General features: G+C 72.5%; 25 protein-coding genes, 2 tRNA genes and 1 pseudogene. 13 read left to right on the forward strand and 15 right to left on the reverse strand.

The window, feature by feature from the left end; genetic code table 11:
• Window positions 1-3 precede the first annotated feature (3 nt).
• Genes SSP29_RS47685 through SSP29_RS47695 form a run of 3 tightly spaced genes read right to left on the reverse strand, consistent with a single transcriptional unit; the run spans window position 4 to window position 3,496 of the window.
• Complete coding sequence (locus tag SSP29_RS47685) at window positions 4-1,218, reverse strand: acetyl-CoA C-acetyltransferase (RefSeq protein ID WP_089107270.1); 1,215 nt, start codon at window positions 1,216-1,218, stop codon at window positions 4-6.
• 59 nt (window positions 1,219-1,277) lie between these two features.
• The gene (locus tag SSP29_RS47690) at window positions 1,278-2,291 is read right to left on the reverse strand and encodes an LLM class F420-dependent oxidoreductase (RefSeq protein WP_089107271.1); all 1,014 of its coding nucleotides are present in this window, start codon (window positions 2,289-2,291) and stop codon (window positions 1,278-1,280) included.
• Window positions 2,291-3,496 (reverse strand): CaiB/BaiF CoA transferase family protein, encoded by a 1,206-nt coding sequence (locus tag SSP29_RS47695; protein ID WP_245883569.1) that lies wholly within the window; start codon window positions 3,494-3,496, stop codon window positions 2,291-2,293. The genes SSP29_RS47690 and SSP29_RS47695 overlap by 1 nt, the downstream gene beginning before the upstream one ends.
• A gap of 179 nt (window positions 3,497-3,675) precedes the next feature.
• Here SSP29_RS47695 and SSP29_RS47700 point away from each other — a divergent pair, with 179 nt between their 5' ends.
• Window positions 3,676-4,854, forward strand: a complete 1,179-nt coding sequence (locus SSP29_RS47700) for a saccharopine dehydrogenase family protein (RefSeq protein ID WP_089107272.1) — start codon at window positions 3,676-3,678, stop codon at window positions 4,852-4,854.
• Window positions 4,855-4,869: 15 nt separating this feature from the next.
• On the opposite strand, the gene mmpA is transcribed toward SSP29_RS47700, so the two are convergent.
• The 3 genes from mmpA to SSP29_RS47715 form a co-directional block, all read right to left on the reverse strand.
• The gene (gene mmpA, locus SSP29_RS57940) at window positions 4,870-5,016 is read right to left on the reverse strand and encodes a morphogenic membrane protein MmpA (protein WP_174856069.1); all 147 of its coding nucleotides are present in this window, start codon (window positions 5,014-5,016) and stop codon (window positions 4,870-4,872) included.
• Between the two features lie 61 nt (window positions 5,017-5,077).
• Window positions 5,078-5,770, reverse strand: coding sequence for an endonuclease V (locus SSP29_RS47710; protein WP_089107274.1), 693 nt, complete (start codon window positions 5,768-5,770; stop codon window positions 5,078-5,080).
• A 45-nt stretch (window positions 5,771-5,815) separates the two neighbouring features.
• Window positions 5,816-6,901 (reverse strand): WD40/YVTN/BNR-like repeat-containing protein, encoded by a 1,086-nt coding sequence (locus SSP29_RS47715; protein ID WP_089107275.1) that lies wholly within the window; start codon window positions 6,899-6,901, stop codon window positions 5,816-5,818.
• A gap of 221 nt (window positions 6,902-7,122) precedes the next feature.
• On the opposite strand from SSP29_RS47715, the gene ssgD reads away from it, so the two are divergent.
• The 5 genes from ssgD to SSP29_RS47740 all read left to right on the forward strand — a co-directional run bounded on the left by ssgD (window position 7,123) and on the right by SSP29_RS47740 (window position 12,440).
• Window positions 7,123-7,539: a spore wall synthesis regulator SsgD gene (gene ssgD / locus SSP29_RS47720; RefSeq protein ID WP_089107276.1), complete on the forward strand. Its 417-nt coding sequence runs from the start codon at window positions 7,123-7,125 to the stop codon at window positions 7,537-7,539.
• Between the two features lie 275 nt (window positions 7,540-7,814).
• Window positions 7,815-9,452 (forward strand): ABC-F family ATP-binding cassette domain-containing protein, encoded by a 1,638-nt coding sequence (locus SSP29_RS47725; RefSeq protein WP_089107277.1) that lies wholly within the window; start codon window positions 7,815-7,817, stop codon window positions 9,450-9,452.
• A 97-nt stretch (window positions 9,453-9,549) separates the two neighbouring features.
• A complete protein-coding gene (gene ddaH / locus SSP29_RS47730) occupies window positions 9,550-10,326 on the forward strand; it encodes a dimethylargininase (protein WP_089107278.1) in 777 nt (258 codons plus the stop codon).
• Window positions 10,327-10,552: 226 nt separating this feature from the next.
• Window positions 10,553-11,527, forward strand: a complete 975-nt coding sequence (locus tag SSP29_RS47735) for an acyl-ACP desaturase (protein ID WP_089107279.1) — start codon at window positions 10,553-10,555, stop codon at window positions 11,525-11,527.
• 67 nt (window positions 11,528-11,594) lie between these two features.
• Window positions 11,595-12,440, forward strand: coding sequence for a hypothetical protein (locus SSP29_RS47740; RefSeq protein WP_089107280.1), 846 nt, complete (start codon window positions 11,595-11,597; stop codon window positions 12,438-12,440).
• Here SSP29_RS47740 and SSP29_RS47745 read toward each other — a convergent pair.
• Complete coding sequence (locus SSP29_RS47745) at window positions 12,437-13,048, reverse strand: hypothetical protein (RefSeq protein ID WP_089107281.1); 612 nt, start codon at window positions 13,046-13,048, stop codon at window positions 12,437-12,439. The genes SSP29_RS47740 and SSP29_RS47745 overlap by 4 nt on opposite strands.
• Window positions 13,049-13,454: 406 nt before the next feature.
• Here SSP29_RS47745 and SSP29_RS47750 point away from each other — a divergent pair.
• Window positions 13,455-15,145, forward strand: a pseudogene (locus SSP29_RS47750) (P-loop NTPase family protein); the annotation flags it as partial.
• 3 nt (window positions 15,146-15,148) lie between these two features.
• On the opposite strand, the gene SSP29_RS47755 reads toward SSP29_RS47750, so the two are convergent.
• The 5 genes from SSP29_RS47755 to SSP29_RS47775 all read right to left on the reverse strand — a co-directional run bounded on the left by SSP29_RS47755 (window position 15,149) and on the right by SSP29_RS47775 (window position 17,648).
• On the reverse strand, window positions 15,149-15,823 hold the full coding sequence (locus tag SSP29_RS47755) for a hypothetical protein (protein WP_089107282.1): 675 nt from the start codon (window positions 15,821-15,823) through the stop codon (window positions 15,149-15,151).
• On the reverse strand, window positions 15,817-17,145 hold the full coding sequence (locus SSP29_RS47760; protein WP_089107283.1) for an SDR family NAD(P)-dependent oxidoreductase: 1,329 nt from the start codon (window positions 17,143-17,145) through the stop codon (window positions 15,817-15,819). The genes SSP29_RS47755 and SSP29_RS47760 overlap by 7 nt, the downstream gene beginning before the upstream one ends.
• A 27-nt stretch (window positions 17,146-17,172) precedes the next feature.
• Window positions 17,173-17,244: transfer RNA gene (locus SSP29_RS47765), tRNA-Gly, on the reverse strand.
• A gap of 11 nt (window positions 17,245-17,255) precedes the next feature.
• Window positions 17,256-17,326 (reverse strand) — tRNA-Ala (locus tag SSP29_RS47770).
• A gap of 67 nt (window positions 17,327-17,393) precedes the next feature.
• On the reverse strand, window positions 17,394-17,648 hold the full coding sequence (locus SSP29_RS47775) for a WhiB family transcriptional regulator (RefSeq protein ID WP_174856072.1): 255 nt from the start codon (window positions 17,646-17,648) through the stop codon (window positions 17,394-17,396).
• A 258-nt stretch (window positions 17,649-17,906) separates the two neighbouring features.
• Between SSP29_RS47775 and SSP29_RS47780 the strand changes: the two genes are divergently transcribed.
• Window positions 17,907-18,698, forward strand: a complete 792-nt coding sequence (locus SSP29_RS47780; protein ID WP_089107319.1) for a VOC family protein — start codon at window positions 17,907-17,909, stop codon at window positions 18,696-18,698.
• 24 nt (window positions 18,699-18,722) lie between these two features.
• Here the strand turns inward: SSP29_RS47780 and SSP29_RS47785 are convergent, their stop codons facing one another.
• Both SSP29_RS47785 and ligD read right to left on the reverse strand, forming a co-directional pair.
• A complete protein-coding gene (locus tag SSP29_RS47785; protein ID WP_089107285.1) occupies window positions 18,723-19,751 on the reverse strand; it encodes a LacI family DNA-binding transcriptional regulator in 1,029 nt (342 codons plus the stop codon).
• Between the two features lie 152 nt (window positions 19,752-19,903).
• Window positions 19,904-20,923: a non-homologous end-joining DNA ligase gene (gene ligD / locus SSP29_RS47790; protein WP_174856070.1), complete on the reverse strand. Its 1,020-nt coding sequence runs from the start codon at window positions 20,921-20,923 to the stop codon at window positions 19,904-19,906.
• A gap of 142 nt (window positions 20,924-21,065) precedes the next feature.
• Here ligD and SSP29_RS47795 point away from each other — a divergent pair, with 142 nt between their 5' ends.
• Window positions 21,066-22,130, forward strand: a complete 1,065-nt coding sequence (locus tag SSP29_RS47795; RefSeq protein ID WP_089107286.1) for an ATP-dependent DNA ligase — start codon at window positions 21,066-21,068, stop codon at window positions 22,128-22,130.
• 120 nt (window positions 22,131-22,250) lie between these two features.
• Window positions 22,251-23,258 (forward strand): DUF3048 domain-containing protein, encoded by a 1,008-nt coding sequence (locus SSP29_RS47800; RefSeq protein ID WP_089107287.1) that lies wholly within the window; start codon window positions 22,251-22,253, stop codon window positions 23,256-23,258.
• On the opposite strand, the gene SSP29_RS47805 is transcribed toward SSP29_RS47800, so the two are convergent.
• Window positions 23,228-23,719 carry a MarR family winged helix-turn-helix transcriptional regulator gene (locus tag SSP29_RS47805; RefSeq protein WP_089107288.1) on the reverse strand — a complete coding sequence of 164 codons (492 nt, stop codon included), beginning with the start codon at window positions 23,717-23,719 and terminating at the stop codon, window positions 23,228-23,230. The two genes, SSP29_RS47800 and SSP29_RS47805, sit on opposite strands and share 31 nt — an antisense overlap.
• A 184-nt stretch (window positions 23,720-23,903) precedes the next feature.
• Between SSP29_RS47805 and SSP29_RS47810 the strand changes: the two genes are divergently transcribed.
• Genes SSP29_RS47810 through SSP29_RS47820 form a run of 3 tightly spaced genes read left to right on the forward strand, consistent with a single transcriptional unit; the run spans window position 23,904 to window position 26,502 of the window.
• Window positions 23,904-24,659, forward strand: a complete 756-nt coding sequence (locus SSP29_RS47810) for a CoA transferase subunit A (RefSeq protein ID WP_089107289.1) — start codon at window positions 23,904-23,906, stop codon at window positions 24,657-24,659.
• Window positions 24,659-25,303, forward strand: coding sequence for a CoA transferase subunit B (locus SSP29_RS47815; protein ID WP_089107290.1), 645 nt, complete (start codon window positions 24,659-24,661; stop codon window positions 25,301-25,303). The genes SSP29_RS47810 and SSP29_RS47815 overlap by 1 nt, the downstream gene beginning before the upstream one ends.
• Window positions 25,300-26,502: a thiolase family protein gene (locus tag SSP29_RS47820; protein ID WP_089107291.1), complete on the forward strand. Its 1,203-nt coding sequence runs from the start codon at window positions 25,300-25,302 to the stop codon at window positions 26,500-26,502. Before SSP29_RS47815 ends, SSP29_RS47820 begins: the two co-directional genes overlap by 4 nt.
• The last annotated feature ends 11 nt before the right edge of the window (window positions 26,503-26,513 follow it).

Here is a 26,513-nt window from a genome sequence, read left to right on the forward strand (position 1 = left end):
GTTTCAGACGCGCTCGACGATCGTCGCGATGCCCATGCCGCCGCCGACGCACAGCGTGGCGAGGCCGTAGCGCTTGTCCTGGCGCTCCAGTTCGTCGACGAGCGAGCCGAGGATCATCGCGCCGGTGGCGCCCAGGGGGTGGCCCAGCGCGATGGCGCCGCCGTTGACGTTGACCTTGTCCAGGGACAGGCCCATGTCCTTCACGAAGCGCAGCACGACCGCCGCGAACGCCTCGTTGATCTCGACCAGGTCGATGTCGTCGATGGTGAGGCCGGCCTTGGCGAGGGCCTTGCGGGTGGCGGGGGCGGGGCCGGTGAGCATGATGGTCGGCTCGGAGCCGGAGACGGCGGCCGAGACGATCCGCGCGCGCGGGGTGAGGCCGTAGCGCTCGCCGATCTCCTTGGAGCCGATGGCGACCAGGGAGGCGCCGTCGACGATGCCGGAGGAGTTGCCCGCGTGGTGGACGTGGTCGATCTTCTCGACCCAGTGGTACTTCTGCAGGGCGACCGCGTCGAAGCCGCCCAGTTCGCCGATGTCGGCGAAGGAGGGCTTCAGCTTGGCGAGCGAGTCGGCGGTGGTGCCGGGCCGCAGGTGCTCGTCGTGGTCGAGGACGACGAGGCCCGCGCGGTCCTTCACGGGGACCACGGAACGCTCGAAACGGCCCTCCTTCACCGCCGTCGCCGCCCGCTCCTGGGAGAGCGCCGCGTACTCGTCGACGTCCCGCCGGGAGAAGCCCTCGATGGTGGCGATCAGGTCGGCGCCGATGCCCTGCGGCACGAAGTTGACGGCCAGGTTGGTCATCGGGTCGTTGAACCAGGCGCCGCCGTCCGAGGCCATCGGCACCCGGGACATCGACTCGACGCCACCGGCGAGGACGAGGTCCTCGAAGCCGGAACGGACCTTGGCGGCGGCCATGTTGACGGCCTCCAGGCCGGACGCACAGAAGCGGTTCTCCTGCACACCGGCGACCGTGTCCGGCAGCCCGGCGGCGATCGCGGCGATCCGCGCGATGTCGGAGCCCTGGTCGCCGACCGGGCCGACGACACCGAGCACGACGTCGTCGATGGCGGCCGGGTCGAGGTCCGGGAAGCGGTCGCGGATCTCGTGGATGAGTCCGACGACCAGGTCGATGGGCTTCGTGCCGTGCAGGGCGCCGTTCGCCTTGCCGCGGCCGCGCGGGGTGCGGATCGCGTCGTACACGTACGCTTCGGTGCTCACTGACAAGCCTTTCAACGAGGGTTTTTCAAGAGACGAGGGTCTTTTCAGGAGAGTGAGGGTCAGAGCCAGTTCTTGACGGTCTCGACCAGGCGGGCCGGATCCGGGCCGACGGGGGTGATGTCCAGCATGGTCACGCCGGCCTCGCGGAAGGCGGCGATACGGTCGCGGACGTAACCCTCCGGGCCGCACAGGGATATGAGCTCGCAGAACTCGTCCGGTACGGCCGCCGCGGCGTCCCGCTGCCGGCCGTCGAGGTACAGCTCCTGGATGAGCCGGGCCTCCTTCTCGTAGCCGTAGGCGACGGCGAGGTCGTTGTAGAAGTTCTTGCCGGGTGCACCCATGCCGCCGACGTACAGGGCGATCCTGGGGCGGACCAGGTCCCGGGCGGCGGCCGCGTCCGCGCCGATGGCGAGCAGGCCGCCGGCGACGATCTTCAGCTCGCCGAGGGCCGGGTCCCGGCGGGCGGCGCCCTCCGCCAGGGGCGTGCCCCAGACCTGGTGGGCCTTCTCGGGGATGAACAGGGTGGGCAGCCAGCCGTCGGCGATCTCGGCGGTCATCCGGACGTTGGCGGGGCCCAGCGAGGCCACGTAGAGCGGGACGTCGGGGCGGACCGGCCTGGTGAGGATCTTCAGGGGCTTGCCGAGGCCGCCGGGGCGGGGCATGTCGGTGATGCCGTGGTGGTCGATGGTCTCGCGGCGCAGGATCCGCCGGGTCAGCTCGATCGTCTCGCGGGTACGGCCGAGGGGCTTGTCGTACGCCTTTCCGTGCCAGCCCTCGACCACCTGCGGGCCGGAGGCGCCGAGTCCGATGATCGCGCGACCGCCGGAGATCGCGTCGAGGCCGGCGGCCGTCTGGGCGATGAGGGCGGGGGTGCGGGAGTAGACGTTGAGGATCGCGGAGCCGATCTTCATCCGTTCGGTGCGGGCGGCCAGGTAGCCCATGATCGTGGGCGAGTCGAAGCCGTAGGCCTCCGCGACCCAGACCGCGTCGAGGCCCGCCGACTCCAGCGCGGCCGCCTGGTCCGCGGCGGTGCGCGGGTCGCCCGCGTAGTCGAGGAAGGTCGAGAGCTCCATCAGGTGGCGTCCTTGTCGTGGTCGTCGGCGTGATCGTCGGCTTGGTCGTCGGCGTGGTCGTGGTCGTCGGCGTGGCCGTCGAGGAGGGCCGGCAGGTCCCAGTCGCGGGCCACCGCGCCGGTGTCGGCGCCGGGCCGGGCGGGAGGGGTGCGCACGGTCGTGGGGGTCGCGGAGAAGCGCGGGGCGGGGGCCGGCTGGGTGATGCCGCCGTGGTCGGTGAAGGTGCCGCGGGCGGCGAGGTGGGGATGGTGCGGGGCCTCGCGGAGGGAGAGGACGGGGGCCACGCAGGCGTCGGAGCCGTCGAAGACCGCCGTCCACTCGTCCCGGGTACGGGCCTTGAAGCGGGCGGCGACGCGCTCGCGCAGCTCGCCCCAGCGGGTCCAGTCCTTGCGGGCGTCGGCCAGGTCGTCCAGGCCGCCGAGCAGTCGGAGGAACTCGGCGTAGAACTGGGGTTCCAGGGCGCCGACCGCCATGTACCCGCCGTCGGCGGTCTCGTAGGTGCCGTAGTACGGGCAGCCGCCGTCCAGCAGGTTGGCCGCGCGCCGGTCCTGCCAGCGGCCCGCGGCCACCATGCCGTGGATCATCGCGGCGAGGTGCGCGGAGCCGTCCACGATGGCGGCGTCCACGACCTGGCCGGTGCCGGTCGCGCGCGCGTGGTGCAGGGCCGCCAGGACCCCGACGACGAGGTAGAGGGAGCCGCCCGCGTAGTCGCCGAGCAGGTTGGCGGGGACGGCCGGGGGCTCGTCGGGACGGCCGATCATGCCGAGGGTGCCGGTGAGGGCGATGTAGGCGATGTCGTGGCCCGCGCGCCGGGCGAGGGGCCCCTCCTGGCCCCAGCCGGTCATCCGGCCGTAGACGAGGCGGGGGTTGCGGGCGTGGCAGTCCCCCGGGCCGACGCCGAGCCGTTCGGCGACGCCGGGGCGGTAGCCCTCGATCAGGATGTCGGCGCGTGCGGCCAGGTCGAGGACGCGGGCGGGGCCGTCCGGGGACTTCAGGTCGACCAGCACCGAGCGCTTGTTGCGATTGGTGACGTCGTAGGCCGGGTCGACGGCGAGACCCGGGCCGCCGGGCCGGTCGACGCGGACCACGTCGGCGCCGAGGTCGGCGAGGAGCATGGCGGCGAACGGGCCGGGGCCGATGCCGGCCAGCTCGACCACCCGCACGCCGGAGAGCGGGCCCTGTCCTGGCGTCCCTGCCGTGGTCATGCCGCCCCCAGTCATGTGACACAACTGATGTAACACCGCTGATGCTAAGAACACGTTCCACTGGGCACAAGGGTGGACGAGCAAGCGCTTAGTCAAGATACCCCGTGGGGGTGCGTCCGCACTCCTCACGCTAGCCTCAGCCACCGACAACGGCGCGGGTTGCAGGACCGAGAGGTGTCATGAGCAGGCTGAAGACGACGGACCGTCCCTACGACCTCGTGCTCTTCGGAGCCACCGGCTTCGTCGGCGAGCTCACCGCCGAGTACCTCGCCGCCCACGCGCCGGCAGGCCTGCGCTGGGCCCTCGCGGCCCGGGACGAGCGCAGACTGGAGGCGCTGCGCGAGCGGCTGCCGGGCGGCGCGGAGGTCGGGGTGCTGCGCGCCGACGCGGCGGAGCCCGCCACGATCCGCGCCCTCGCCGAGCACGCGCGCGTGGTGGCCACGACGGTCGGCCCCTACGGCCGTTACGGCGAGGACCTGGTCGCGGCCTGCGCGGACACCGGCGCCGACTACCTGGACCTGTGCGGCGAGCCGGAGTTCGTGGACCTGATGTACGTCAGGCACGACGCACGCGCGCGTGAGACGGGCGCCCGCCTGGTGCACGCGTGCGGCTTCGACTCGGTCCCGCACGACCTGGGCGCGTACTTCACGGTCCGGCAGCTGCCCGAGGGCGTGCCGCTGACCGTGGACGGGTTCGTGACCGCCGACGCGGCCTTCTCCGGCGGCACCTTCGCCTCCGCGCTGGACCAGTTCGCGCGCCCCCGGCAGATGATCGCCGCCGCGCGGGACCGCGCCCGGCACGAGCCCCGGCTGCTGAGCCGCCGGGCAAGCGCGCCGACGAGTGTCCCGCGCTTCGCACCCGAGGTCGGGGCCTGGGCGCTGCCGCTGCCCACCATAGACGCCCAGATCGTGCGCCGTTCGGCGAAGGCGCTGGACCGCTACGGCCCCGACTTCCGCTACCGGCACTACGCGGCCGTCAGGCACCTGCCGATGGCGCTCGGCGGGGTCGCGGCCGTCGGTGCGGTCGCCGCGGCCGCCCAGCTGCCGCCGGCCCGGCGCTGGCTCTCGGACCGGCTCAGGCCCGGGGACGGACCGGACGCCGAGAAGCGGGCCCGCAGCTGGTTCAGGGTCCGGTTCGTCGGCGAGGGCGGCGGACGGCGGGTGTTCACGGAGGTCTCGGGCGGGGATCCCGGCTACGGCGAGACGGCGAAGATGTTCGCCGAGGCCGCCCTGTCGCTGGCCTTCGACGACCTGCCGCCGACGTCCGGCCAGGTCACCACCGCGCAGGCGATGGGCGACGCGCTGACCGAGCGGCTGCGGGCGGCCGGGATCGGGTTCCGGGTGGCTGCAACGTTCTAGATGACTCGGGCGCCGTCAGGACTGCCACTGCACCACGGTGTAGAGCATCCCGGCGATCCAGGCGAACCCCGCCACGGCGGCGAGGACCAGCGCCGCGTTCACGGCGCGCTCGGCGGACTGGGCGGGGTCGGCCGCGGGCTTGGGTGCACGGTGTGTCGTCATGCGGGCCAGCCTGCCGTCGAACGGTAACAGCGGCATCCGTACTCGTACTCAGAATAGCTACTCAGGCCTGGGCTTCACGCAGCGCGCTGCGGCACAGCGCGTCCGCGCGGCGGGTGGTCTCCGGCAGGCGGTACTTCGGAGTGAGCGCGAGCGTGTGGGCGCAGGCGTTGTCGAGGCTCACCCGGTGGCCGACGGAGACGAAGACCGGTTTCACGGCGTCCCGGGTGCGCAGGGCCCGGCCGACCTCCTCGGTGCCGGCGAGCAGCGGCGTGTGACTGCCGCGCGGGGCGTCCGGGTCGTGGTACGCGAAGGTGAAGGGGTTCTTGGCGACGCCGACGGTGGGCAGGCCGGTGAGGACGCCCAGGTGGCTGGCGAGGCCGAAGCGGCGCGGGTGGGCGAGGCCGTAGCCGTCGCAGACGACCAGGCCCGGCGGGCAGGGCAGGGCGTCGAGGGCGGCCCGTACGGTCGGGATCTCGCGGAAGGCGAGCAGCCCCGGCACGTACGGGAAGGACACCCGGCCGACGGCGGTCGCCTCGGCGACGACCTCCAGGGTCGCCGCGTCCAGGACGACGGCCGCGGCTGCCACCAGGTCGCGCTCGTCGTCGTAGGCCACGTCGACGCCGGTGACATGCCCGGTGCCGGGCGCCGGGCCCGGCTCGTCGAGGACCACCCGCCCCCGCAGCTCGTCCTGCACGGCCAGGGCCGCTTCCTCGGTCGCGGGCCAGCCCGCGGGCACACGTACGGTCGTCGTCATGGTGGGCACGAGCGTACGACGCCGCGCGCGCGTGCGGTGGGCGGTTCAGTTCTCCAGGCGTGCCGCCCGCCCCTGCTCGCCGGACGCCCAGCAGCTGAGGTCCGGTGTGCAGGTCACCGTGTCGTACGAGCCGGTGTCGAGGGTCCGCCAGGTGCGGCCGCCGTCGGTGGTCAGGTCGGTGCCGGTGGGGCCGACGGCGAGGGCCGTGGTGCGGCTGTGCGGGAGCCAGGCGGCACCGGAGCGGTAGGCGGGCGGCGGGGTGGCGGCGGGCCGCCAGCTGCGGCCGCCGTCCGGGGTGACCGCCGCCGCCTGCGGTGAGGCCTGGCCGGCGCGGTAGTCGCCGCCGACCGCGAGGCCGTGGGTGCGGTCGCGGAAGGCGAGGGCGAAGACGCCCTTGGCCGGATCGCCCGCCGGGACGGGTGTGTCGGCGGCGGTCCAGGTGAGGCCGCGGTCGGTGGAGTGCAGCACGCGCGCGTGGGCGCCGCCGCCGGTGGCCAGCCAGGCGTCCTCGGGCCCGGAGGTGACCAGGCACTGGCCGCTCGCCGCGAAGCCCGCCTCGCCGTCGAGAGCGGCCGGCATGCCGTCGGCCGGCAGCACCCGCCACGAACGGCCGCCGTCGCTCGTCGACAGGATGCGGAACTTCCCGTCGACCGGGTCGCTCATGGCGAGGCCGTGGCGGCGGTCGAAGAAGGCCATGCAGTCGTAGAAGGCGGCGGGGTCGGTGTTGCGGAAGGACTCCGTCCAGGTCCGGCCGCCGTCGTCGGTGCGGTAGACCCGGGACGCCTCGCCCTCGCCGATGGCCAGGACCACCGCGCGGCGCGCGTCGAACGCCTCGACGTCGCGGAACTGGAGGTCGCCCGCGCCCGGCGGGGAGACGTTGCGCCAGTTCGTCCCGCCGTCCGTGGTGCGCAGCACGGTGCCGCCGGTACCGGCCAGCCAGGCGGTGTTCCGGTCGACGGCGGCCAGGCCCCGGAACCGCACGTCCGGGGTGCCGGTGTCCTTGAGCACCCAGTGCGGTGCCCGCGTCGTGGCCTGTGCGGAACCGGCGGTCAGCGCGGCCAGCGCCGCCGTGCACGCCACCCCCACCGCGACCACTCGGCCGGTACGTCGGGCTCGTCCTGTGCGTCGCATGCTCCCCAAGCGCCTCATGGCGCGCGAAGCTAGCCGACCGTCACGGCGCCGTCCAGAGGGCCCGGCAGTCCCTCGCGGCAGGTAAGCCGCGGGTGTGAATGAGGCCGGTGACGGAGGTCACTCGCACTTCGCGTGCACGGATCGGCCGCTTCTGTCGTCTCTTCCAGTGCCAGGTCTCACACGCCCGGAAGTTCGTACAGCCGTCACGAGGGAGCAAGGCGTTGTCCACCGTCATCGAGCAGCCCGTAGAGGCCCGCCTGGTCGCCGCGTCACCGCGCATGCCGAGCATTCCCGCCACCCTGTGCTACGACCGCGAGGACCCCTTCGCCGTGCGGATGACCTTCCCGGCCCCGGCCACCCTGGAGGGGGTCGACGTCTGCTGGACGTTCTCCCGCGAGCTGCTGGCGGCCGGCCTGCACGCTCCCGAGGGAAGCGGGGACGTCCGGGTACGGCCCTACGGCTACGACCGGACCGTGCTGGAGTTCCACGCCCCCGAGGGCACCGCCGTCGTCCACGTGCGCACGGGCGAGATACGCCGGTTCCTGGAGGCGACCGGCGACCTGGTCCCCACCGGTCTCGAACACCTCCAGCTGGACCTGGACCACGACCTGGCCGAGCTGATGCGGGACGCCTGCTGACCTGACGCTCCGCGCCGGTGATTAATTGCGTTGACACTCCAGGTGACCCCTCCTAGCGTTGACGTCGGTCCTGTTGCCGTCGATTGGAGAAGGACGTTGCTCGTCTGAGGTCCTGAGACACCGCGTCACACCCGTGAGGTGTGTCTGTGGCGTTCGACCTCGGCGTGTGAGCCGTCCTCCCGGCGCAGGATCTCTCCCTGGCCCTTCCGGCTTCTGCCTCGCGGTGTCTCGACACGCGTTTGCCCCCCGACACCGCAAGCAACCGCGAGGCGCCCATGTCTGCATCCGTCACCGTCACGTCCCTGTCCTTCGCCTGGCCCGACGGCTCCCCCGTCTTCGACGGCCTGGACACCTCCTTCGGCCCCGGCCGCACCGGCCTGGTCGGCGTCAACGGATCAGGGAAATCAACACTTCTGAAGCTCGTCGCCGGTGAGCTCACCCCGTCCGACGGCACCCTGAAGGTGGCCGGAGAGGTCGGCCACCTCCCGCAGAACGTCACGCTCGACACCGCGCTGCGCGTCGACGAGGCGCTCGGCATCGCCGCCCGGCGGGCCGCGCTGCACGCCATCGAGGCGGGTGACGTGTCCGAGGCGCACTTCGAGACGGTCGGCGACGACTGGGACGTCGAGGAGCGCGCCCTGGCCACCCTCGGCGAACTCGGGCTCGGCCACATCGGCCTGGACCGGACCGTCGGCGAGGTGTCCGGCGGCGAGTCGGTGCTGCTGCGCCTGGCCGCGCTGCTCCTTCGGCGGCCGGACGTGCTGCTGCTCGACGAGCCCACCAACAACCTCGACCTGTACGCCCGCAAGCGCCTGTACGCAGCTGTCGCGTCCTGGCCGGGCGTGCTGGTCGTGGTCAGCCACGACCGCGAACTCCTCGACCTGGTCGACCAGATCGCCGACCTGCGCACCGGGGAGGTCACCTGGTACGGCGGCAACTTCTCGGCCTACGAGGAGGCCCTTGCCGTCGAGCAGGAGGCGGCCGAGCGCATGGTGCGGGTCGCCGAGGCCGATCTCCGCAAGCAGAAGCGCGAACTGTCCGACGCCCAGGTCAAACTGGCCCGCCGCAAGCGGTACGGGCAGAAGATGTTCGAGCAGAAGCGCGAGCCGAAGATCGTCATGGGGGCGCGCAGACGTGCGGCACAGGAGTCCGCGGGCAAGCACCGCATCATGCACGAGGAGCGGCTCAGCGAGGCGAAGGAGCGGCTGGACGAGGCGGTGGAGGCGGTACGGGACGACGACGAGATCCGCGTCGAACTGCCGTACACGGCCGTACCGCCGGGCCGCAACGTGCTGACGCTGGAGAAACTGGAACTCGCGCACGGCTCGCGGGTGAAGGGGATCGTCGACCTGCGCGGGCCCGAGCGGATCGCGCTGATCGGGCGCAACGGCGCGGGCAAGACGACGCTGCTGCGGACGATCGCCGGGGAGCTGGCGCCGGTCGCGGGCGAGGCGCACGCGCTCGTGCCGCTGCGTTTCCTGCCGCAGCGGCTGGACGTTCTCGACGACGGGCTGACCGTCGCCGAGAACGTGGCCCGGTTCGCGCCGGACGCCGGCAACAACCGGATCCGGGCGCGGTTGGCCCGCTTCCTGTTCCGGGGCGCCCGGGCCGACCAGAGGGCGGGGACGCTCTCCGGCGGCGAACGCTTCCGGGCGGCGCTGGCCGCGCTGCTGCTGGCCGAGCCCGCTCCGCAGCTGCTGATGCTGGACGAGCCGACGAACAACCTCGACATGGCGAGCGTCCGGCAGCTCACCACGGCCCTGGAGGCGTATGCGGGCGCCCTGATCGTGGCCAGTCACGACCTGCCGTTCCTGGAGTCGATCGGGATCACGCGGTGGCTGCTGATGGCGGACGGGGAGCTGACGGCCGCGTCACCGGAGGAGGTGGCGCATCTCGGGGAGGGCACAGCCTGACAACGGGGGGTTTTGTCGACACGGACCCGCCCTGCATGATGGCGGTCCGGCGCCCCGCAATGGGCGCCGGACCGAACCCCGACCCCGGAGACCCGTCGTGCCCAGCAAGAAGGCCCTCATCCGCCGCCCCAGCCCGCGCCTCGCCGAAGGCCTGGTGACGCACATCGAGCGGGAGAAGGTCGACGTCGAGCTCGCCCAGGAGCAGTGGGAGGCGTACGCGGAGACACTGCGCGCGCACGGCTGGGAGACCGTCGAGGTGGACCCGGAGGACGACTGCCCGGACTCGGTGTTCGTCGAGGACACGGTCGTCATGTACAAGAACGTCGCGCTGATCACCCGGCCCGGCGCCGAGTCCCGGCGCGAGGAGACGGCCGGCGTCGAGGAGGCGGTGGCCCGCCTCGGCTGCTCGGTGAACTGGATCTGGGAACCGGGCACCCTGGACGGCGGTGACGTCCTCAAGGTCGGCGACACCGTCTACGTCGGCCGCGGCGGGCGGACCAACGCGGCCGGGGTGCAGCAGCTGCGGGCCGCGTTCGAGCCGCTGGGCGCGCGCGTGGTCGCCGTACCGGTGAGCAAGGTGCTGCATCTGAAGTCGGCGGTGACCGCGCTGCCCGACGGAACGATTCTGGGGCACATCCCGAACGTGGACCGGCCCTCGCTGTTCCCGGGTTTCCTGGCGGTGCCCGAGGACGCGGGCGCCCATGTGGTGCTGCTCGGCGGCGGCAAGCTGCTGATGTCGGCGAGCGCCCCCAAGACGGCGGAGTTGCTGACCGACCTCGGCCACGAGGTGGTCCCGGTGGACATCTCCGAGTTCGAGAAACTCGAGGGATGTGTGACGTGCCTCTCGGTGCGACTGCGGGATCTGTACGCCTGACGGGTGCTCATTTCACCTCTTCAACCCTGGGACCTGCGGGTCCCGGGGCTGGTTGGCATGTCCTGATTCGCCATGCGCACCTGGCCTGATCAGCGGTCTTTACAGCGCACTTAACCTACGGCTTCGTAACCTACGGCTTCGTAGCCTACGATCGCGTAGGTTCCGGCTCCGCTCGCCGGTCTTCTCCCGTTCATCCGCTCTTGTTCGACGTCCCCCTGGAGTTCCCGTGACGATCACTTCTCCCCATCTCGGCAGCTCGTCCGCCTGGACCGACGCGCGGCTGCTGTACGCCCTGGAGGAAGTGGTCGAGAAGGAGCTGAACCGGCATCTGCAGGTCGCCAAGGACTGGATGCCGCACGAGTACGTGCCGTGGACGGACGCCCGTAACTTCCCCGGTCTCTTCGAGGACGGCCAGGCCTGGGAGAAGGAGCAGTCCAAGGTCACCGAGATCGGCCGGATCGCCCTGGTGGTGAACCTGCTCACCGAGGACAACCTGCCCAGCTACCACCACGAGATCGCCTCGCTGTTCGGCCGGGACGGCGCCTGGGGCACCTGGGTGCACCGCTGGACCGCCGAGGAGGGCCGGCACGGCATCGTGATGCGCGACTACCTGCTCGCCTCGCGCGCGGTGGACCCGGACAAGCTGGAGCAGTTCCGGATGTCGCACATGAGCGAGGGCTTCGAGTCGGACAACCGGCACTCGATGCTGCACTCGATCGCCTACGTCGCCTTCCAGGAGCTCGCGACCCGCATCTCGCACCGCAACACCGGCCACCAGTCCGGCGACCCGGTCTGCGACCGTATGCTGGCCCGCATCGCGACCGACGAGAACCTGCACATGGTCTTCTACCGCAACCTCCTGAAGTCGGCGTTCGAGCTGGCCCCCGACCTGACCATGCAGGCGGTGCGGGACGTCGTGGTCGATTTCCGCATGCCCGGCCACGGCATCCCCGGCTTCGAGCGCGCCGCCGCCCAGATGGCGATCGGCGAGGTCTACAACCTGCGTATCCACCACGACGACGTGCTCCAGCCGGTGCTGCGCCACCTGAAGGTCCTGGAGATCGACGGCCTCGGCCCGGAGGGCCTGCAGGCGCAGGAGGAGCTCGGCCTGTTCATGGGCGGACTGAACGCGGAGGCCACGAAGTTCGACGAGAAGCTGGCCGCGCGCAAGGCACGGATGGCGGCGCGCGCCGGCGCGTGACGCCACGACGGGCGGGCGCCCGGAATTCCCGGTGCGCCCTGTCGGTGGCCTGCGGCATCATGCGCGCATGCGTGCTGACACCACCTCCGGCCGGGCGGTCGGCTTCCTCCTGGACCTGATCGACTCCACGGACGCCGACCGGGTACGCGCGCGTGTCGGGCTGCCCCGGCCGGCGCCGGAGGACCTCCGGGAGGCCAGGCGCCGGATCCCCTGGGGGCTGCCGGCGCTGCCGTCATCGGTGGTGCTGTGGATGCTCCAGGAGGACGACCCGGATCTCAACACCGTCGTCTGGCGGCTGCTCACGGACCGGGACACGGCACTGCAGCGGGCGATCCTGGACGGCGTGCCCTTCGCACCGGGGCGATTGCAGGCGGTGGAGGTCGACCCGGTCCTGCGCGACGACTACGAGGCACCGCCGGTCCCGGACCGGGTCGCCCGCCTCGGACTGGTGCCGGCCCTGCGCGAGTCGGACTCCATGGCCGCCGCGCGGGAGGCCACCTCCATGGTCTACCGGCGTGAGCACTGGCAGACGGTCGCCGAGGCGGACCGTGAGAACTCCCTGCCCGGCTACGTCCGCTGGGCGCTGGCCGTCCGCCCGGACTGCCCGCCCTCGCTGCGCGCCCAGTTCGGCACGCACCGCAAGTTCGATTTCCGCGTCCGCCAGGCGGGGATCCTGGACGGGCCCGCCGTGTACGCCCTGGACCACGGACCGGCCCTGGACGTGCTGAAGGTCCTCTCCCTGGGGCACGTGATGTTCCCGTGCCGCGCCGCCGAGGCCGAGGACGCGCTGCGCCCGCTGGTCCGGGACCATCTCGGCGACCGCGAGGAGGCCTGGGCGGTGCTGGCCCAGCTCCTCGACGGCTTCCACGGCACGACCGGGGAGCTCGTCGTGACCGCGGGGGCCATCGCCTAGGGCGCCGTCCGCTGCTCGTACCGGTCCGGATAGCGCTCGGTGAATTTCACCGCCCAGACCAGCAGGGCGATGGGGATGACCCAGTTGAACCAGTCGCTGCCCGCCGGGATCAGGATGGCCAGCCAGGTGGACAGGGCCATCAGCGCGAAGACCGCTCCCCAGGCCGCGGTCAGCACCTTGTTGACGTGCTCGAAGACGGGCGAGTCCCAGTACTCGCGCGGCACCGAGTGACGGGCGTACTGCGCGGTGAAGGGGTCGGACAGCAGGGAGCCGAGCGCCACGACGGCCACGACCGCGCTGGAGATGACCTGGGCGTACGTCTCCAGCCAGATCAGCTCGTGGCGGTCCAGGGCGAGGGCGAGGACGCAGAGCACGGCGAAGAACACGATGGCGACCATGTCCAGAAGGAAGAACCGGCCCCGGAGCATGTCCTTGCCGGAGAGCACGGCGGCGGCGATCAGCGCGGCCAGTGCCGCGTACTCCCAGGTGCTGGGGCTGGCCACGACGCCGAAGATGATCCACGGGGCGAAGGAGAGGAACACGCTCCCGGCGCCTACGGGCTTCTCGGCCCGGGTCCGGGTGGCGGGCCGGTGTTCGGTGTGTCCCATGGGAACTCCTCCCATCGCCACGTCGCTCTCCTACCAGCGTGCCGCGCGGGCGGGCCGCTCGCATGCCTGCCGGCGCGAGGGTCGCCGCCCGCCGACCGGTCGGCGATGCGCGCGGCCCGGCCGCACGGCTCCTGGCGTGGGAAAGGCGGGCGCTCCTGGCGCCGGGACGGTCCCGGTGCCCGAGGGGCCCGCATCCGGTGCCGGGAGCAGCCGTGCCCCGCCGGCCGAGCAGGACCTCCTCGCCCGCCTCCACGTCGACGGACGACGGACGACGGATCGTGCCGGCCGGCATCGGCCGGGCCAGCTGCCGGGCACCGCACGCGCCGACGGTCGAGCACCGGATCGCCGCCGCCGTCACCGACCCGGGCGTCCCTCCGGAAGCTCTTCCCGGAAGCTCTTCGAGGGGGGCAAGACGGCGACGTTCTTCTCGCACCTGGCCCGCGCACACCCGGACACCACGCTGGTGTACGTGCCGGCGGCGAACCTGACCCCGGACGACCTGCTGGTCAACGCACCGGTCCGGGACCCCCACACGGGCGAACTGGTGCTGCGCCAGCTGGTGATGAGCCAGCTCAAGCCGGGCCGGCCGTTCGTGCTGCTGATCGACGACTCGCTGCAGGCGGGCGACACGATCCAGTCGCAGCTGATGCAGATCGCCTGCAACTGGTCGCTGGGCGAGCACGATCTGCGCGCCCTGGGCTGCACAGGCGTGTTCCTCACCGACAACGAGTCACTGTCGGAGACCTCGACACGCCGTGGTGACCTGGCGCTCCTGGACCGCATGGTGACGATGCGGATCACGGCGAACGACACCTCGTGGCGCCGGCACCTCGCGGCCAAGTACCGCCCGTGGGACCTGCGTCCGGTGTTCTCCCTGTGGGCGTCCCTCTCCCCCGCGCTGCGCGAGCTGCTCTCTCCGCGCACCCTCGACCATGTGCTGGCCAACGCGCGCGAGGGCTTCCCGCTGCGCTGGGGCCTGCCGCTGCTCGACGGCGAGCGGCTGCGGCTGGCCGAGCCGGGCCCGGACGGACGGCCGGGGCAGAACCGCACGGCCGAGATCCTCGACCGGATCGCCGCGAGCGTGGGCGTGGCCAACCCGGCGACGGTCGCGGACCCGGTGCGGCAGGTGGTGCGGGCGGCGCTGCGCAACCGCTGGACGGTGCTGCTCCAGGGGCCGCCGGGCTGCGGCAAGACGGAGCTGGTCCGGGAGACCCTGCGCGCGGGGCTGGGCCGGGACGCCCTGTACTTCTCGCTGCCGGTGACGAACGTCGAGGACCTGTGCGCACCGGTGCCGTCCCCGGACGGCACGCTCGACAACCTCCTCGCCGCGCCCTTCACGGGTCCGGAGCCCAAGGCGATCGTGTGGGACGAGTACAACCGGCCCAAGGACCGGGCCGCGTTCGCCAAGCTGATGGAGGTCACCCAGGAGTGGTCGCTGGCGGGACGCCGGATCGAGAACCTGCGCGCCCAGATAGCCGTGCAGAATCCGCCGTACCACCTGGGCCGCAAGCTGCTGGTGTCGCGGAACAACATCGCCCAGTCGACCAGGTTCACGGCGTCGCTGCTGGTCGAGCCCGAGGACATCCCGGCCAACGAGTGGCTGCTCGCGCGGTACGGCCGGGACGCCGAGACGGTTCTGGAGTGGTGGAAGCACGACATCGACGACGAGGGCCGGGCCTGGATCACCAAGCGGACCCTGGAGCGGCTCGTCAAACTGCACCGCAAGGGCCTGCCGCTGGAGATGGGCACGGTCTACCTCGGCGACGGCGAGTACGCGCCGGTGCCGCTGACGGCCCTCATCGACCGTTTCAGGGGCCGCCCGGTCACCGGGCTGCGCGAGCTGGCCCGGGACGTCGACGCCTGGGAATCCCAGCTGCGCAGGGCCGCCGCGCACTCCGACGAGGGCGGTGACGACAGCGACGTGGTGCACCAGATCTCGCCAACGCGGAGCTGTCCCAGCTGAAGAGAGACCGTGCGGCGGTGGGCCGCCTGGTGGCGCTGCTCCCGGCCAAGCTGCGCGCGACCTACCTGGTGGGGGCGTCCGAGCGGCAGCAGCGGTTCTGGATGGAGGTCTTCACGGAGCTGCGGCGGAGCTGACGGTCAGGCCTCCGGCGGCGCGGTCCGGTGGACGCTGCGCACGGCGGCCACGTCGGCCGGGACCGCGGGTGCCGGGATGTGAGCGCTGAGGTCGTCCAGGCGGCGCTTGACGCTCGCGGCGATGCCTGCGCCGAGGCGGTAGCGGGTGGCCGTGCCGGCGTGCACCGCGTGGTCGAGGAGGCGGTGGGCCTCGCGGCTGCGCATCCCGGTGTGGGTCAGCACCAGGTGGGCGAGTCGGTGCCCGGAGCCGGACAGGGCCCGGCCGATCGTGTCGGCGGCGGCCAGGTCGATCTGGTTGTCGCCCGCGGCGAGCACGGCCGCCGCGCGGACCCGCCCCAGGTCGAGCAGGGTCACCCCGGCGCCGGAACCGGCCACGGCTTCCGCGCCTTCGTCGCCGAGCGCGTCCGTGCCGAGCAGCAGGTGCCGTACCGGAGTGGGCCCTTCGCCGAGGGCCTCGGCGATCAGGGCGGCGCCCGCCGCGCCGACGCCCTGCTTGCACAGGTCGAGGCGGCCGTCCGGCAGGGCGGTGCCCGCGGTGAAGTCCAGCCGTTCCCCGGCCGGGCGGCCGGCCCGCAACCAGTCGAGCAGCGGGGCGAGTTCGGCGGCCGGGCGCGGCACGACGGGCGGAACACCGGCGAAGGTCTCCCGCTGAGAGTCCTGCGGTTCCTCGTTCACCACGCCGCCTCCCGGTAGTCCTTCAGGAACACCCCGGACACCGGGTCCCCGGCCTCGCCGCGCACGATCGGGTCGTAGACGCGGGCCGCCCCGTCGACGATGTCGAGGGGGGTGCGGAAACCGGCGCCCGCCATCCGGGCCTTCTTCGGCGCCGGGTTCTCGTCGGTGATCCAGCCGGTGTCGACGGCGCACATGTGGACGCCCCGCTCGGCGAGTTCGGCGGCGCTGGTGCGGGTGAGCATGTTGAGCGCCGCCTTGGCCATGTTGGTGTGCGGATGACCCGCCATCTTGTTGCGGACGGTGAAACGGCCCTCGACGGCGGTCACGTTGACCACATAGCGGCGCGGGTGCGGCGAGGCCAGCAGCAGCGGCAGCAGCCGGTCGCAGAGCAGGGCCGGGGCCAGGGCGTTGACGAGCTGGGTCTCCAGGACCTCGGCCGGGTCGAGGTCGCCGAGCCGGGCCGACCAGGAGTTCTCGGGTGACGGGTCGGGCAGCAGTCCGGCCTCGTCGGCCTCGCGCAGCGCGACGGGCAGGGCCGCGGCCGAGCCCGCCAGCCGGCGCATGGGGGTGAACCCGGGGGCCTGCCGGGTACCCGGGGGCAGGGCATCGCGCTCGCCGGCGGCCAGCAGGGCGTACGACTCGGGCGGTCTGCGCACGGTCTGGGCCGCGTTGTTGACGAGGATGTCCAGCGGCTCGCCCTCCTGCCGCAACTCCTCGCACAGGCCGAGGACCTGGCGCGGGTCGCGCAGGTCGACGGCGAGGACGGTGAGCCGGTCCAGCCACCTGTCGCTGCCCGGCACCGCCTCGAAACGCCGCCGGGTGTCGTACGGGAAGCGCGAGGTGACGAGGACGTCGGCGCCGTCGCGCAGCATCATCAGCGCCAGCTGGAAGCCGATCTTCACCCGGCCGCCGGTGAGCAGCACCCGACGGCCGTCGAGGTCGGTGCTCAGGGCGCGGCGTGCGGTGTTGTCGGCGGCGCAGGCGGGGCAGAGCCGGTGGTAGAAGGTGTCGACCTGCCGATAGGGCGACTTGCAGACGTAGCAGGTACGCGGCTTGCGGAAGACACCCCCGGCGCCGGGCACGGCCAGCGGCGCGTCCTCGCGGCGGTCCAGGGCGCCGGTCGCGGTCGCGGCCATCACTGCGGCGTCGGCCGTCGACGTCTCGGTGCCGCGCGTCTTACGGCGGCGCAGCCGGCCGTCGCGGGCGATGGAGGCGGCGACCTGCTCGGCACGCAGCCGCACCGGATCGTCGACGGGCAGCGCCCGCAGCTTCCCCACGACCTCGTGGAAAGCGGCCAGTTCCGCCTCGGTGATCGCCTCGCCCATCCGCCCCGCCCCGTGTCCGCCGTACCGCGGTCCCGGCCGGATTCGAACCGGCGTATCCGCCTTGGCAAGGCGGCGAGTCTGCCTCTGCTCTACAGGACCTCGTCACGCGGCCCGGACGACCGGATTCGAACCGGCGTGTCCCGCATGCCATGCGGTGCGCCTGCCTCTGCGCTACGTCCGGCCGCGTCCCCGGATGGTATCCGGACCTGGGCGTACGGCCGTACCGCATTTCCCGGGCGGGCGTGGGTTCAGCGGGACGCGCGGCGCAGTTCCAGGCGTTCCTTCTCGGACAGGCCGCCCCAGACACCGAAGCGTTCGTCGTTGTCCAGCGCGTACTCCAGGCAGGCCGAACGCATCTCGCACATACCGCAGATGCGCTTGGCCTCGCGTACCGAGCTGCCGGGCTCGGGAAAGAAGAAGTCCGCCCCGGTCTGCGCGCACAACGCCTGCGCCTGCCAGGCCGGGACGGGCGTGCGGGGCGGGGTGATGGTGTCGAAGTGCATGGCCAGGATCGTGCCGGGCGGCGAAAAACGTTCGATCAACGCCCGCTCAACGCCACAGCGGCAGAGTGCGGCAGCCTCGATCATGCGCCTCGGCACCACGCCCGCGCACGGCGGCACGCGGAACGAGTTCGAAACTCGGCGATTGTGTCGGGTGACCCACGGTAACCGGACTCGGTGGGCGTGGTCGGGCAGCGATTGTCAGTGGACGGTGGAAGACTCGGCGCAGCAGAGAACAGGACCCTTCCGAGGAGGGCGATGATGCTCACCACCCGTTTCGTCAACGGCGCTCCCAACTGGATCGACCTCGGCACACCCGAGATCGACGGCGCCGTCTCCTTCTACAAGGGTCTCTTCGGCTGGGAGTTCCAGTCGGCGGGGCCCGACGCCGGGGGTTACGGATTCTTCCAGCTGGACGGCAGGACCGTCGCCGGCGGTATGCAGACCACCCCGGAGCAGGGTCCGCCGTCCTGGACCGTGTACTTCCAGAGCGAGGACGCGCAGGCCACCGCGAAGGCGGCCGAGCAGGCGCACGGCAGCGTCCTCGCCCAGCCGATGGACGTGATGGGCCAGGGGCACCTGGCGATCCTCGCCGACCAGGCGGGCGTGCCCTTCGGCATCTGGCAGCCGGCGCTGACCAAGGGGGTCGACGTGGCGGGCGATCCGGGTTCGCTGTGCTGGGTCGAGCTGTACACCCCGGACATCGCGGCCGCCGCGGCCTACTACCACAAGGTGCTGGGGCTGGAGACCTCCGGCGTGCCCTTCCCCGGCGGCACCTACACCTGTGTCAACCCGGCGGGCGGCGACGACGCGTCGATGTTCGGCGGGATGGTCCCGCTGGCCGAGGACCCCGCCGAGGCGCAGGTCGGCGCGTACTGGCTGCCGTACTTCGAGGTCGAGGACCCGGACGCGGTGGTCGAGAAGGCCCAGCAGACGGGCGGCAGGGTGCGGATGCCGGCGACCACGCTGGAAGGTGTGGGCCGGATGGCCAAGCTGGCCGACCCGTACGGCGCCCGCTTCGCGGTGATCAAGGGCGAGCCGCAGCAGACCTGAGGGCAGCCCTGGGGCGGAGACGGGTCAGGCGGTCGCGCGCCGTATCAGTGTCGTGGGCAGGACGACGCCGGTCGGCGCGCCGGTCGGCGACTGGCCGCGGTTCAGCGTGGACAGCAGCAGCCGGGCCATCAACCGGCCCATCTCCTCGATGTCCTGACGGACCGTCGTCAGCGCCGGCTCGGTCTGCCCGGCGACGGGCAGCACGTCGTCGAAACCGATCACGGCGACGTCCTCGGGCACCCGGCGGCCGCGCTCGCGCAGGACGCGCAGGGCGCCGAGCGCGGTGAGGTCGTTGGCGGCGAACACGGCGTCCACGTCCGGGCAGCGGTCGAGGAGTTCGCCCATGGCACGCTCGCCGCCGGACGGGGTGAAGTCGCTGGCGACGACCAGCCGTGGATCGGTCTCCCCCATGACGTCCCGGTACCCCTGGAGGCGGTCGGCCGCCGACGTCTGGTCCAGCGGCCCGGTGATGTGCGCGATCCGGGTCCTGCCGAGGCCGACGAGATGGCGTACGGCGTCCTCGGCACCGCCCCGGTTGTCGCAGTCGACGTACACGGCGCTCTTCGAGCCGCCGCTCCAGCCGGGCCGGCCGCCGAACACGGTGGGGACACCGGCGCCCTCGATCAGACCGGGCAGCGGGTCGTCGAGGTGGAGCGAGAAGACCAGTGCGCCGTCGACATGGCCGCCGGCGAGATAGCGGGCCACCCGTGCGTGGTCGTCCCGTCCCTCGGTGAGCAGCAGCACGAGCTGGTTGTCCTGGGCGGTCAGCTCCTTGCTGATACCGCGCAGTTGGAGGGCGAAGAAGGGGTCGGTGAAGATCCGGGTCTCCGGTTCGGCGATGACGACGGCGACGGCGTCGTGCCGTTTGGTGACGAGGCTGCGGGCCGCCTGGTTGGGGACGTAGCCGAGTTCCTCGACCGCCCGGCGCACCCGCTCGACGAGGGGCTCGCGCACGCCGTCCCCGCCGTTGACGACCCGTGACACGGTGGCCCGGGAGACCCCGGCCCGCGCGGCCACGGCCTCCAGCGTGGGGCGGGACACTGCCTCGGACACCTCGGCCCTCCTCCTCGGCGGCTGGCGATCAGCATAGTCCCGGGCGCCAGGAGGCGGTGGGAGCGCTCTCGGGGCCGTGCCGCCCGCCGACCACCGCCGGAGTGCCGCCGACCACCGCCGGGATGCGGCCGGGGTGCCGCCAAGTCCCGCTGTCAGGACCGCTGTTCGGGTCGCGCCCGGCTGGGCTGGACGCGTTTGGGCTCGCCCGGCATCTTCGGGTACTCCGGCGGATAGGGCAGGTCGCCGAGACCGTGGTCCTGTTCGTCGCGGCGGGCGAGTTCCAGGAGGGCGTCGAGGGAGTAGGCGTGGTCGTCCATGTCGGCGTGCACATCGCCGACTTCGGCGAACCGGGCCGGCATCGTGGCCAGGTCGAAGTCCGCGGGCCGCACGTCGTCGACCTCCTCCCAGCGCAGCGGCGCGGAGACGGGGGCGTGCGGGCGGGGCCGCAGGGAGTAGGCGGAGGCGATGGTGCGGTCGCGCGCGGTCTGGTTGTAGTCGACGAAAATGCGCTCGCCGCGCTCCTCCTTCCACCACTTGATGGTCACCCGGTCCGGCATCCGGCGTTCCAGCTCCCGGCCCACGGCGATCGCCGCCCGCCGGACCTGGGTGAAGGTCCAGCGGGGTTCGATGGGCACGAAGACGTGCAGGCCACGGCCGCCGGAGGTCTTGGGCCAGCCCCGCAGTCCGCCGAACTCGTCCAGGACGGCGCGCAGTTCGTGGGCGGCGCGGACCGCGTCGGCGAAGTCGGTGCCGGGCTGCGGGTCCAGGTCGATACGGAGCTCGTCGGGACGGTCGACGTCGTCGCGCCGCACCGGCCAGGGATGGAAGGTGAGCGTGCCGTACTGCGCCGCCCACACCACTGCGGCCTCCTCCGTGGGGCACATCTCGTCGGCGGTACGGCCGCTGGGGAAGGTGATGTGGGCGGTGGGGATCCAGTCGGGCATGCCCTTGGGTGCGCGCTTCTGGTAGAACCACTCGCCCTCGATGCCGTCCGGGTAGCGCTGGAGGGTGGTGGGGCGCTCGCGCAGGGCGCGCAGGATGCCCGGGGCGACGGCCGCGTAGTAGCGGGCGACGTCCAGCTTGGTGAAACCGCGCTCCGGGAAGAACACCTTGTCCGGGCTGGACAGCCGTACGGTCCGGCCGGCCACCTCCAGTTGCACCGCATCACCCATGCGGCCACGGTAGGCGCACCGCCCCCACCGCGCATATCGGCTCGACACGGTCTCCGGGCCCGGGAGACGGCGGACCCCGGGCCCGTACCGGAGGTGTGCCGCGTGGCGAGCGCGCGCCGGGGACCGCTCGTAGAGTCGTGGCATGGATCTGCCGGTGATGCCGCCCGTGAAGCCGATGCTCGCCAAGTCGGTGGCGGCGATCCCGCCGGACATGCAGTACGAGGCGAAGTGGGACGGCTTCCGTGCGATCGTGTTCCGGGACGGCGCCGAGGTCGAGCTCGGCAGCCGTACCGGGAAGCCGTTGACCAGGTACTTCCCCGAGCTGGTGGCGGCGCTGAAGGAGCGGGTGCCCGAGCGATGCGTGCTGGACGGGGAGATCGTCATCGCCCGGGAGGGCCGGCTGGACTTCGACGCGCTGACCGAGCGGATCCATCCGGCGGACTCCAGGGTGCGCACGCTGGCGGAGCGGACGCCCGCCTCCTTCGTCGCCTTCGACCTGCTGGCGCTGGCCGACGAGTCACTGCTCGACGTGCCGCTCACCGACCGCCGCGCGCTGCTCACGAGGGCGCTGGAGGGGGTGACCCCGCCGGTGCATCTGGCGCCGGCCACGACCGATGTCGAGGTGGCCCGGCGGTGGTTCGAGCAGTACGAGGGGGCCGGTCTCGACGGGGTCATCGCCAAGCCGCTCGACCTGCGCTACCGGCAGGACGAGCGCGCCATGTTCAAGGTCAAGCACGAGCGGACGGCCGACGTCGTGGTGGCCGGCTACCGCCTCCACAAGAGCGGCCCGGTGGTGGGCTCGCTGCTGCTCGGCCTGTACGACGACCGCGGCGCCCTCCAGCACGTGGGCGTGTCGGCCGCGTTCCCGATGAAGCGGCGGGCCGAGCTGGTCGAGGAGCTGGAGCCGCTGCGCATGGATGACGTCTCCGGGCATCCGTGGGCGGCCTGGGCGGAGGAGGCCGCCCATGAGTCGGCCCGGCTGCCGGGTGCGCCGAGCCGCTGGTCGGGCAAGAAGGACCTGTCCTGGGTGCCGCTGCGGCCGGAGCGGGTGGCCGAGGTGGCGTACGACCACATGGAGAACGGGGCGCGCTTCCGGCACACGGCCCGGTTCCGCCGCTGGCGCCCGGACCGCACACCGGACAGCTGCACCTACGCCCAGCTGGAGGAGCCGGTGCGCTACGACCTCACGGAGATCCTGGGGTCCTGACCGCTGGGCTGCGGCCTCCGGCGCCCGCGATCGGATTCGACCGGGTATGGCCACCGATGAACCGATGAGCACACAATCAAGGGGGCGAACAGGGGCCGGACCGGGGGGACAGCGGTGGGCATGGGACTGGGCACGGGACACGGGGCGCCGACGGGACACGGGGCGCCAACGCGCCGGGCCGTGCTGACGGCAGGGCTGGCGGCGGCCGCCGTGACGGCCTCGCTCACGGCGGGCTGCACCCGGCACGGCACGGCGGGCGACGACGGCCGCGCGCCGCAGAGCAGCACCCCGGCACCGGGCCGGCGGCAAGCCACCGGATCCGTACTGGCCGTGAAGATCGACAACGTGGCCGCGGCCCGCCCCCAGACCGGCCTCGACGCGGCGGACGTGGTGTACGCGGAGCAGGTGGAGGGCGGGCTCAGCAGGCTGATGGCGGTGTACGCCACCCGGCTCCCCGAGGTCGTCGGCCCCGTCCGCAGCGCCCGCGAGTCAGACCTGGAGCTGCTGCGCCAGTTCGACCGGCCGACGCTCGCCTTCTCCGGCGCCCAGAAGAGACTGCTCCCCTTGATCCGCCGGGCGCCGTTGCGGCCGGAGTCACCCGCTCAGGCGTCCGGCGCCTACTACCGGGGCAGCGGCCGACCGGCCCCGCACAACCTGTACCTCCGCCCGGCCGAGCTGATGCCGGACGGGGCGCCGGGCAGGGCGGCGCTCACCACCGGTTTCCGCTACGGCCCGGCCCCGGCCGGCGGCACGGTCACCGCCTCCCGCACCGTGCGGTACCCGGCGGCCCGCTTCACCTTCACCTGGTCCGCCGGCCGGAACGGCTGGCTGGTGTCGATGGACGGCACGCCGGCGAGGACGACGGCGGGCAACCGGCCGGCACCGGCGACGGTCGTGGTGCAGCACGTGCGGGTGACGAAGTCGGCGTATCACGACGTGCTCGGCAACTACACGCCGTTCACCGAGACGGTCGGTACGGGAAAGGCGGAGGTGCTGCGCGACGGCCGGTCGTACGAAGCGACCTGGTCACGCCCGCAGGCCACCGACGGGACGACGTTCACGGGCGCGGACGGCAGCCCGGTGAACTTCGCCGACGGTCAGGTGTGGGTGGTGTTCGCCAAGGCCTGACCCTGCGGCACGGCCGGCTCGGCCGGGTTGCGCAGGCCCTCCGCCGCGTCCGAGACGCGTCGGATCAGGTCGAAGAACAGGCTCTGCTCCGCGGCCGAGAGCGGGGCCAGGAAGACCTGGTTCATCCGGGCGGTGCGCACGGCGAGCTTGCGGTGGGTGCGCAGACCGTCGTCGGTGAGGCGCAGCAGGAAGCGGCGCCCGTCCTGCGGATCGCGCACCTTGTCGAGGAGCCCGCGCCGGCCCAGCCGGCTGATGACCTCGGCGATGGTCGACCGGTCCAGGCCCACCCGCTCCCCCACGGTTCGCTGGTCCAGGCCCGGCTCGGCGACGAGCGCGTTCAGCACGGCGAACTGCGGCGAGGTGATCTCCTCCGAGACCATCGTGTTCCACAGCAGGTAGTGGGCCTGCTGGAGCCGCCGGGCCAGGTGCCCGGGGTGGGTGGTGAGGTCCACCGCGGCCATATGCGCTCCCAGGTTCCGAATTCGTTGGTGCACTGAACGATACCGGCAGTCATCCTTCCTGTCTGTACACCCGTCTGCCATCACCCCAGGTCTTGACGGGTGGCGACGCCAGTGGCAGCGTGGCAGACATCTCGCTGAAATACTCAGTGCCCTGATTAATTCGCTGAGAGATGAGGCTGCACGGATGGACAAGGTGGTCGCCACGGCCGCGGAGGCGGTGGCCGACGTGCCGGAGGGCGCGTCGCTGGCGGTGGGCGGGTTCGGGCTCAGCGGTGTGCCGAACGTGCTGATCGGGGCGTTGTACGAGCGGGGGGTGAGTGGCCTGTCGGTGGTCTCGAACAACTGCGGAGCGATGGACACGGGCCTGGCCGTCCTGCTCGCGGCCGGTCGGATCGCCCGGGTGACGGGGTCCTACATCGGGGCGAACAAGGAGTTCGCGCGGCAGTATCTGGCGGGTGAGCTGGAGGTGGAGCTGATCCCGCAGGGCACGTTGGCGGAGCGGTTGCGGGCGGGTGGTGCCGGGATCCCTGCGTTCTACACGCCCGCGGGGGTGGGCACGCAGGTCGCGGAGGGCGGACTGCCGTGGCGTTACGACGGCTGCGGTGGGGTGGCTCTGGCCTCACCCGCGAAGGAGGTGCGGGACTTCGACGGCACCGAGTACGTGCTGGAGCGGGGTATCCGTACGGACTTCGCGCTGGTGCGGGCGGCGAAGGGCGACCGGCACGGGAACCTGGTGTTCAACAAGTCCACCCGCAACTTCAACCCGCTCGCGGCGATGGCCGGGAAGATCACCGTCGCGGAGGTGGAGGAACTGGTGGAGCCGGGCGCGATCGATCCGGACGCGGTGCATCTGCCGGGGATCTTCGTGCAGCGGGTGGTGGCGCTGACCGCGCAGCAGGCCGGGGACAAGAAGATCGAGCAGCGGACGGTGAGCAGCTGATGGCCTGGACGCGCGAGGAGATGGCCGCGCGGGCGGCCCGCGAACTTCAGGACGGCCAGTACGTCAACCTCGGGATCGGGCTGCCGACGCTGATCCCGAACTATCTGCCCGAGGGGGTGGAGGTGGTCCTGGAGTCGGAGAACGGCATCCTGGGCACCGGCCCCTACCCCGCCGAGGACGCCGTCGACCCTGACCTGATCAACGCCGGGAAGGAGACCGTCACCGTACTGCCCGGGGCGTCGTTCTTCGACTCGGCGCTGTCGTTCTCGATGATCCGCGGCGGGCACATCGACGTCGCCGTGCTCGGCGCCATGCAGGTCTCCGCGCGCGGCGACCTGGCGAACTGGGCGATCCCGGGAAAGCTGGTCACGGGGATCGGCGGTGCGATGGACCTGGTGCACGGCGCCCGCACGGTCATCGTCGTGATGACCCACACCGCGAAGGACGGCTCGGCGAAGATCCTCACCGAGTGCGCGCTGCCGCTGACCGGGAAGGCCTGCGTGGACCGGATCATCACCGACCTCGCCGTCCTGGACGTCACCGGCGAGGGACTCGTCCTCGTCGAGACCGCGCCCGGGGTCGGCGTCGAGGAGATCATCGCCAAGACCGACGCCGAACTCACTGTCCCGGAGGGTCTGCTGTGAACACGGTGTACATCGTCGACGCGGTCCGCACACCGATCGGCCGCTACAACGGCGGCCTCGCCGGCGTACGCCCGGACGACCTGGCCGCCCACGCCATCCGTGAACTCCTCGCCCGCACCCCCGACCTGGACCCGGCCCGGGTCGAGGACGTCTACTTCGGAAACGCCAACGGCGCCGGCGAGGAGAACCGCAACGTCGGCCGGATGGCCGCGCTGCTCGCCGGTCTGCCGACGTCCGTGCCGGGGGTGACGGTCAACCGGCTGTGCGCCTCCGGGCTGGAGGCGGTCGTCCAGGCCGCCCGCGCCATCGCCGTCGGCGACGCGCACATCGCCGTGGCCGGCGGTGTGGAGTCCATGACCCGGGCACCGTACGTCCTGCCCAAGAACGACCGGCCGTTCCCCGCCGGGCACGCCGAGCTGTACTCGACCACCCTCGGCTGGCGCATGGTCAACCCGAAGATGGATCCGCAGTGGACCATCCCGCTGGGCGAGTCCGCGGAACGCATCGCCGACAAGCACAAGATCAGCCGGGAGCAGCAGGACGAGTTCGCCCTCGCCTCCCACCAGAAGGCGGCCGCCGCCCAGGAACAGGGCCTGTTCGACGCCGAGCTGGCACCCGTGCCCGTCCCGCAGCGCAAGGGCGACCCCGTCCCCTTCGCCGCCGACGAATGCGTACGTGCCGACGCCTCCCTCGCCGCGATGGCCAAGCTCAAGCCGTCCTTCCGCACGGAGGGCGGCACGGTGACCGCGGGCAACGCCTCCCCCCTCAACGACGGTGCGGCCGCCGTGCTGCTGACCGACGAGGAGGGTCTGAGGACGATCGGGCGGGAGCCGCTGGCCCGGGTCGGCGCGACCGGGGTGTCCGGGATCGACCCCGACTACTTCGGACTCGCCCCGGTCGAAGCGGTGCAGCGGGCGCTGGGCAAGGCCGGCAAGGGGTTCGGGGATCTGTCGGTGCTGGAGCTGAACGAGGCGTTCGCCGCGCAGGTGCTGGGATGTGTCGCCGAGTGGCCCGAGTTCGACCCGGCCATTCTCAACCCGCAGGGCGGGGCGATCGCGTTGGGGCATCCGCTGGGTGCGTCGGGGGCGCGGCTGGCGGGGACCGTGGCGCATCAGCTGGCGCGGCGTGGCAGCGGTATCGGTGTTGCCAGCCTTTGCATCGGCGTCGGGCAAGGGCTCGCGCTTGTTCTTGAGCGATAGGTCGTAGGGCA

Origin of the sequence: Streptomyces hyaluromycini (assembly GCF_002217755.1) — a bacterium.
Lineage (GTDB): Bacteria > Actinomycetota > Actinomycetes > Streptomycetales > Streptomycetaceae > Streptomyces > Streptomyces hyaluromycini.

Coding starts and splice junctions, on each gene's coding strand:
- SSP29_RS47690 (WP_089107271.1), bottom strand. CDS start 2,291: ATGGAGCTCTCGACCTTCCTCGACTACGCGGGCGACCCGCGCACCGCC.
- SSP29_RS47695 (WP_245883569.1), bottom strand. CDS start 3,496: ATGACCACGGCAGGGACGCCAGGACAGGGCCCGCTCTCCGGCGTGCGG.
- SSP29_RS47700 (WP_089107272.1), top strand. CDS start 3,676: ATGAGCAGGCTGAAGACGACGGACCGTCCCTACGACCTCGTGCTCTTC.
- mmpA (WP_174856069.1), bottom strand. CDS start 5,016: ATGACGACACACCGTGCACCCAAGCCCGCGGCCGACCCCGCCCAGTCC.
- SSP29_RS47710 (WP_089107274.1), bottom strand. CDS start 5,770: ATGACGACGACCGTACGTGTGCCCGCGGGCTGGCCCGCGACCGAGGAA.
- SSP29_RS47715 (WP_089107275.1), bottom strand. CDS start 6,901: ATGCGACGCACAGGACGAGCCCGACGTACCGGCCGAGTGGTCGCGGTG.
- SSP29_RS47725 (WP_089107277.1), top strand. CDS start 7,815: ATGTCTGCATCCGTCACCGTCACGTCCCTGTCCTTCGCCTGGCCCGAC.
- SSP29_RS47740 (WP_089107280.1), top strand. CDS start 11,595: ATGCGTGCTGACACCACCTCCGGCCGGGCGGTCGGCTTCCTCCTGGAC.
- SSP29_RS47745 (WP_089107281.1), bottom strand. CDS start 13,048: ATGGGACACACCGAACACCGGCCCGCCACCCGGACCCGGGCCGAGAAG.
- SSP29_RS47760 (WP_089107283.1), bottom strand. CDS start 17,145: ATGGGCGAGGCGATCACCGAGGCGGAACTGGCCGCTTTCCACGAGGTC.
- SSP29_RS47775 (WP_174856072.1), bottom strand. CDS start 17,648: ATGCACTTCGACACCATCACCCCGCCCCGCACGCCCGTCCCGGCCTGG.
- SSP29_RS47780 (WP_089107319.1), top strand. CDS start 17,907: ATGCTCACCACCCGTTTCGTCAACGGCGCTCCCAACTGGATCGACCTC.
- ligD (WP_174856070.1), bottom strand. CDS start 20,923: ATGGGTGATGCGGTGCAACTGGAGGTGGCCGGCCGGACCGTACGGCTG.
- SSP29_RS47795 (WP_089107286.1), top strand. CDS start 21,066: ATGGATCTGCCGGTGATGCCGCCCGTGAAGCCGATGCTCGCCAAGTCG.
- SSP29_RS47800 (WP_089107287.1), top strand. CDS start 22,251: ATGGGACTGGGCACGGGACACGGGGCGCCGACGGGACACGGGGCGCCA.
- SSP29_RS47805 (WP_089107288.1), bottom strand. CDS start 23,719: ATGGCCGCGGTGGACCTCACCACCCACCCCGGGCACCTGGCCCGGCGG.
- SSP29_RS47810 (WP_089107289.1), top strand. CDS start 23,904: ATGGACAAGGTGGTCGCCACGGCCGCGGAGGCGGTGGCCGACGTGCCG.
- SSP29_RS47815 (WP_089107290.1), top strand. CDS start 24,659: ATGGCCTGGACGCGCGAGGAGATGGCCGCGCGGGCGGCCCGCGAACTT.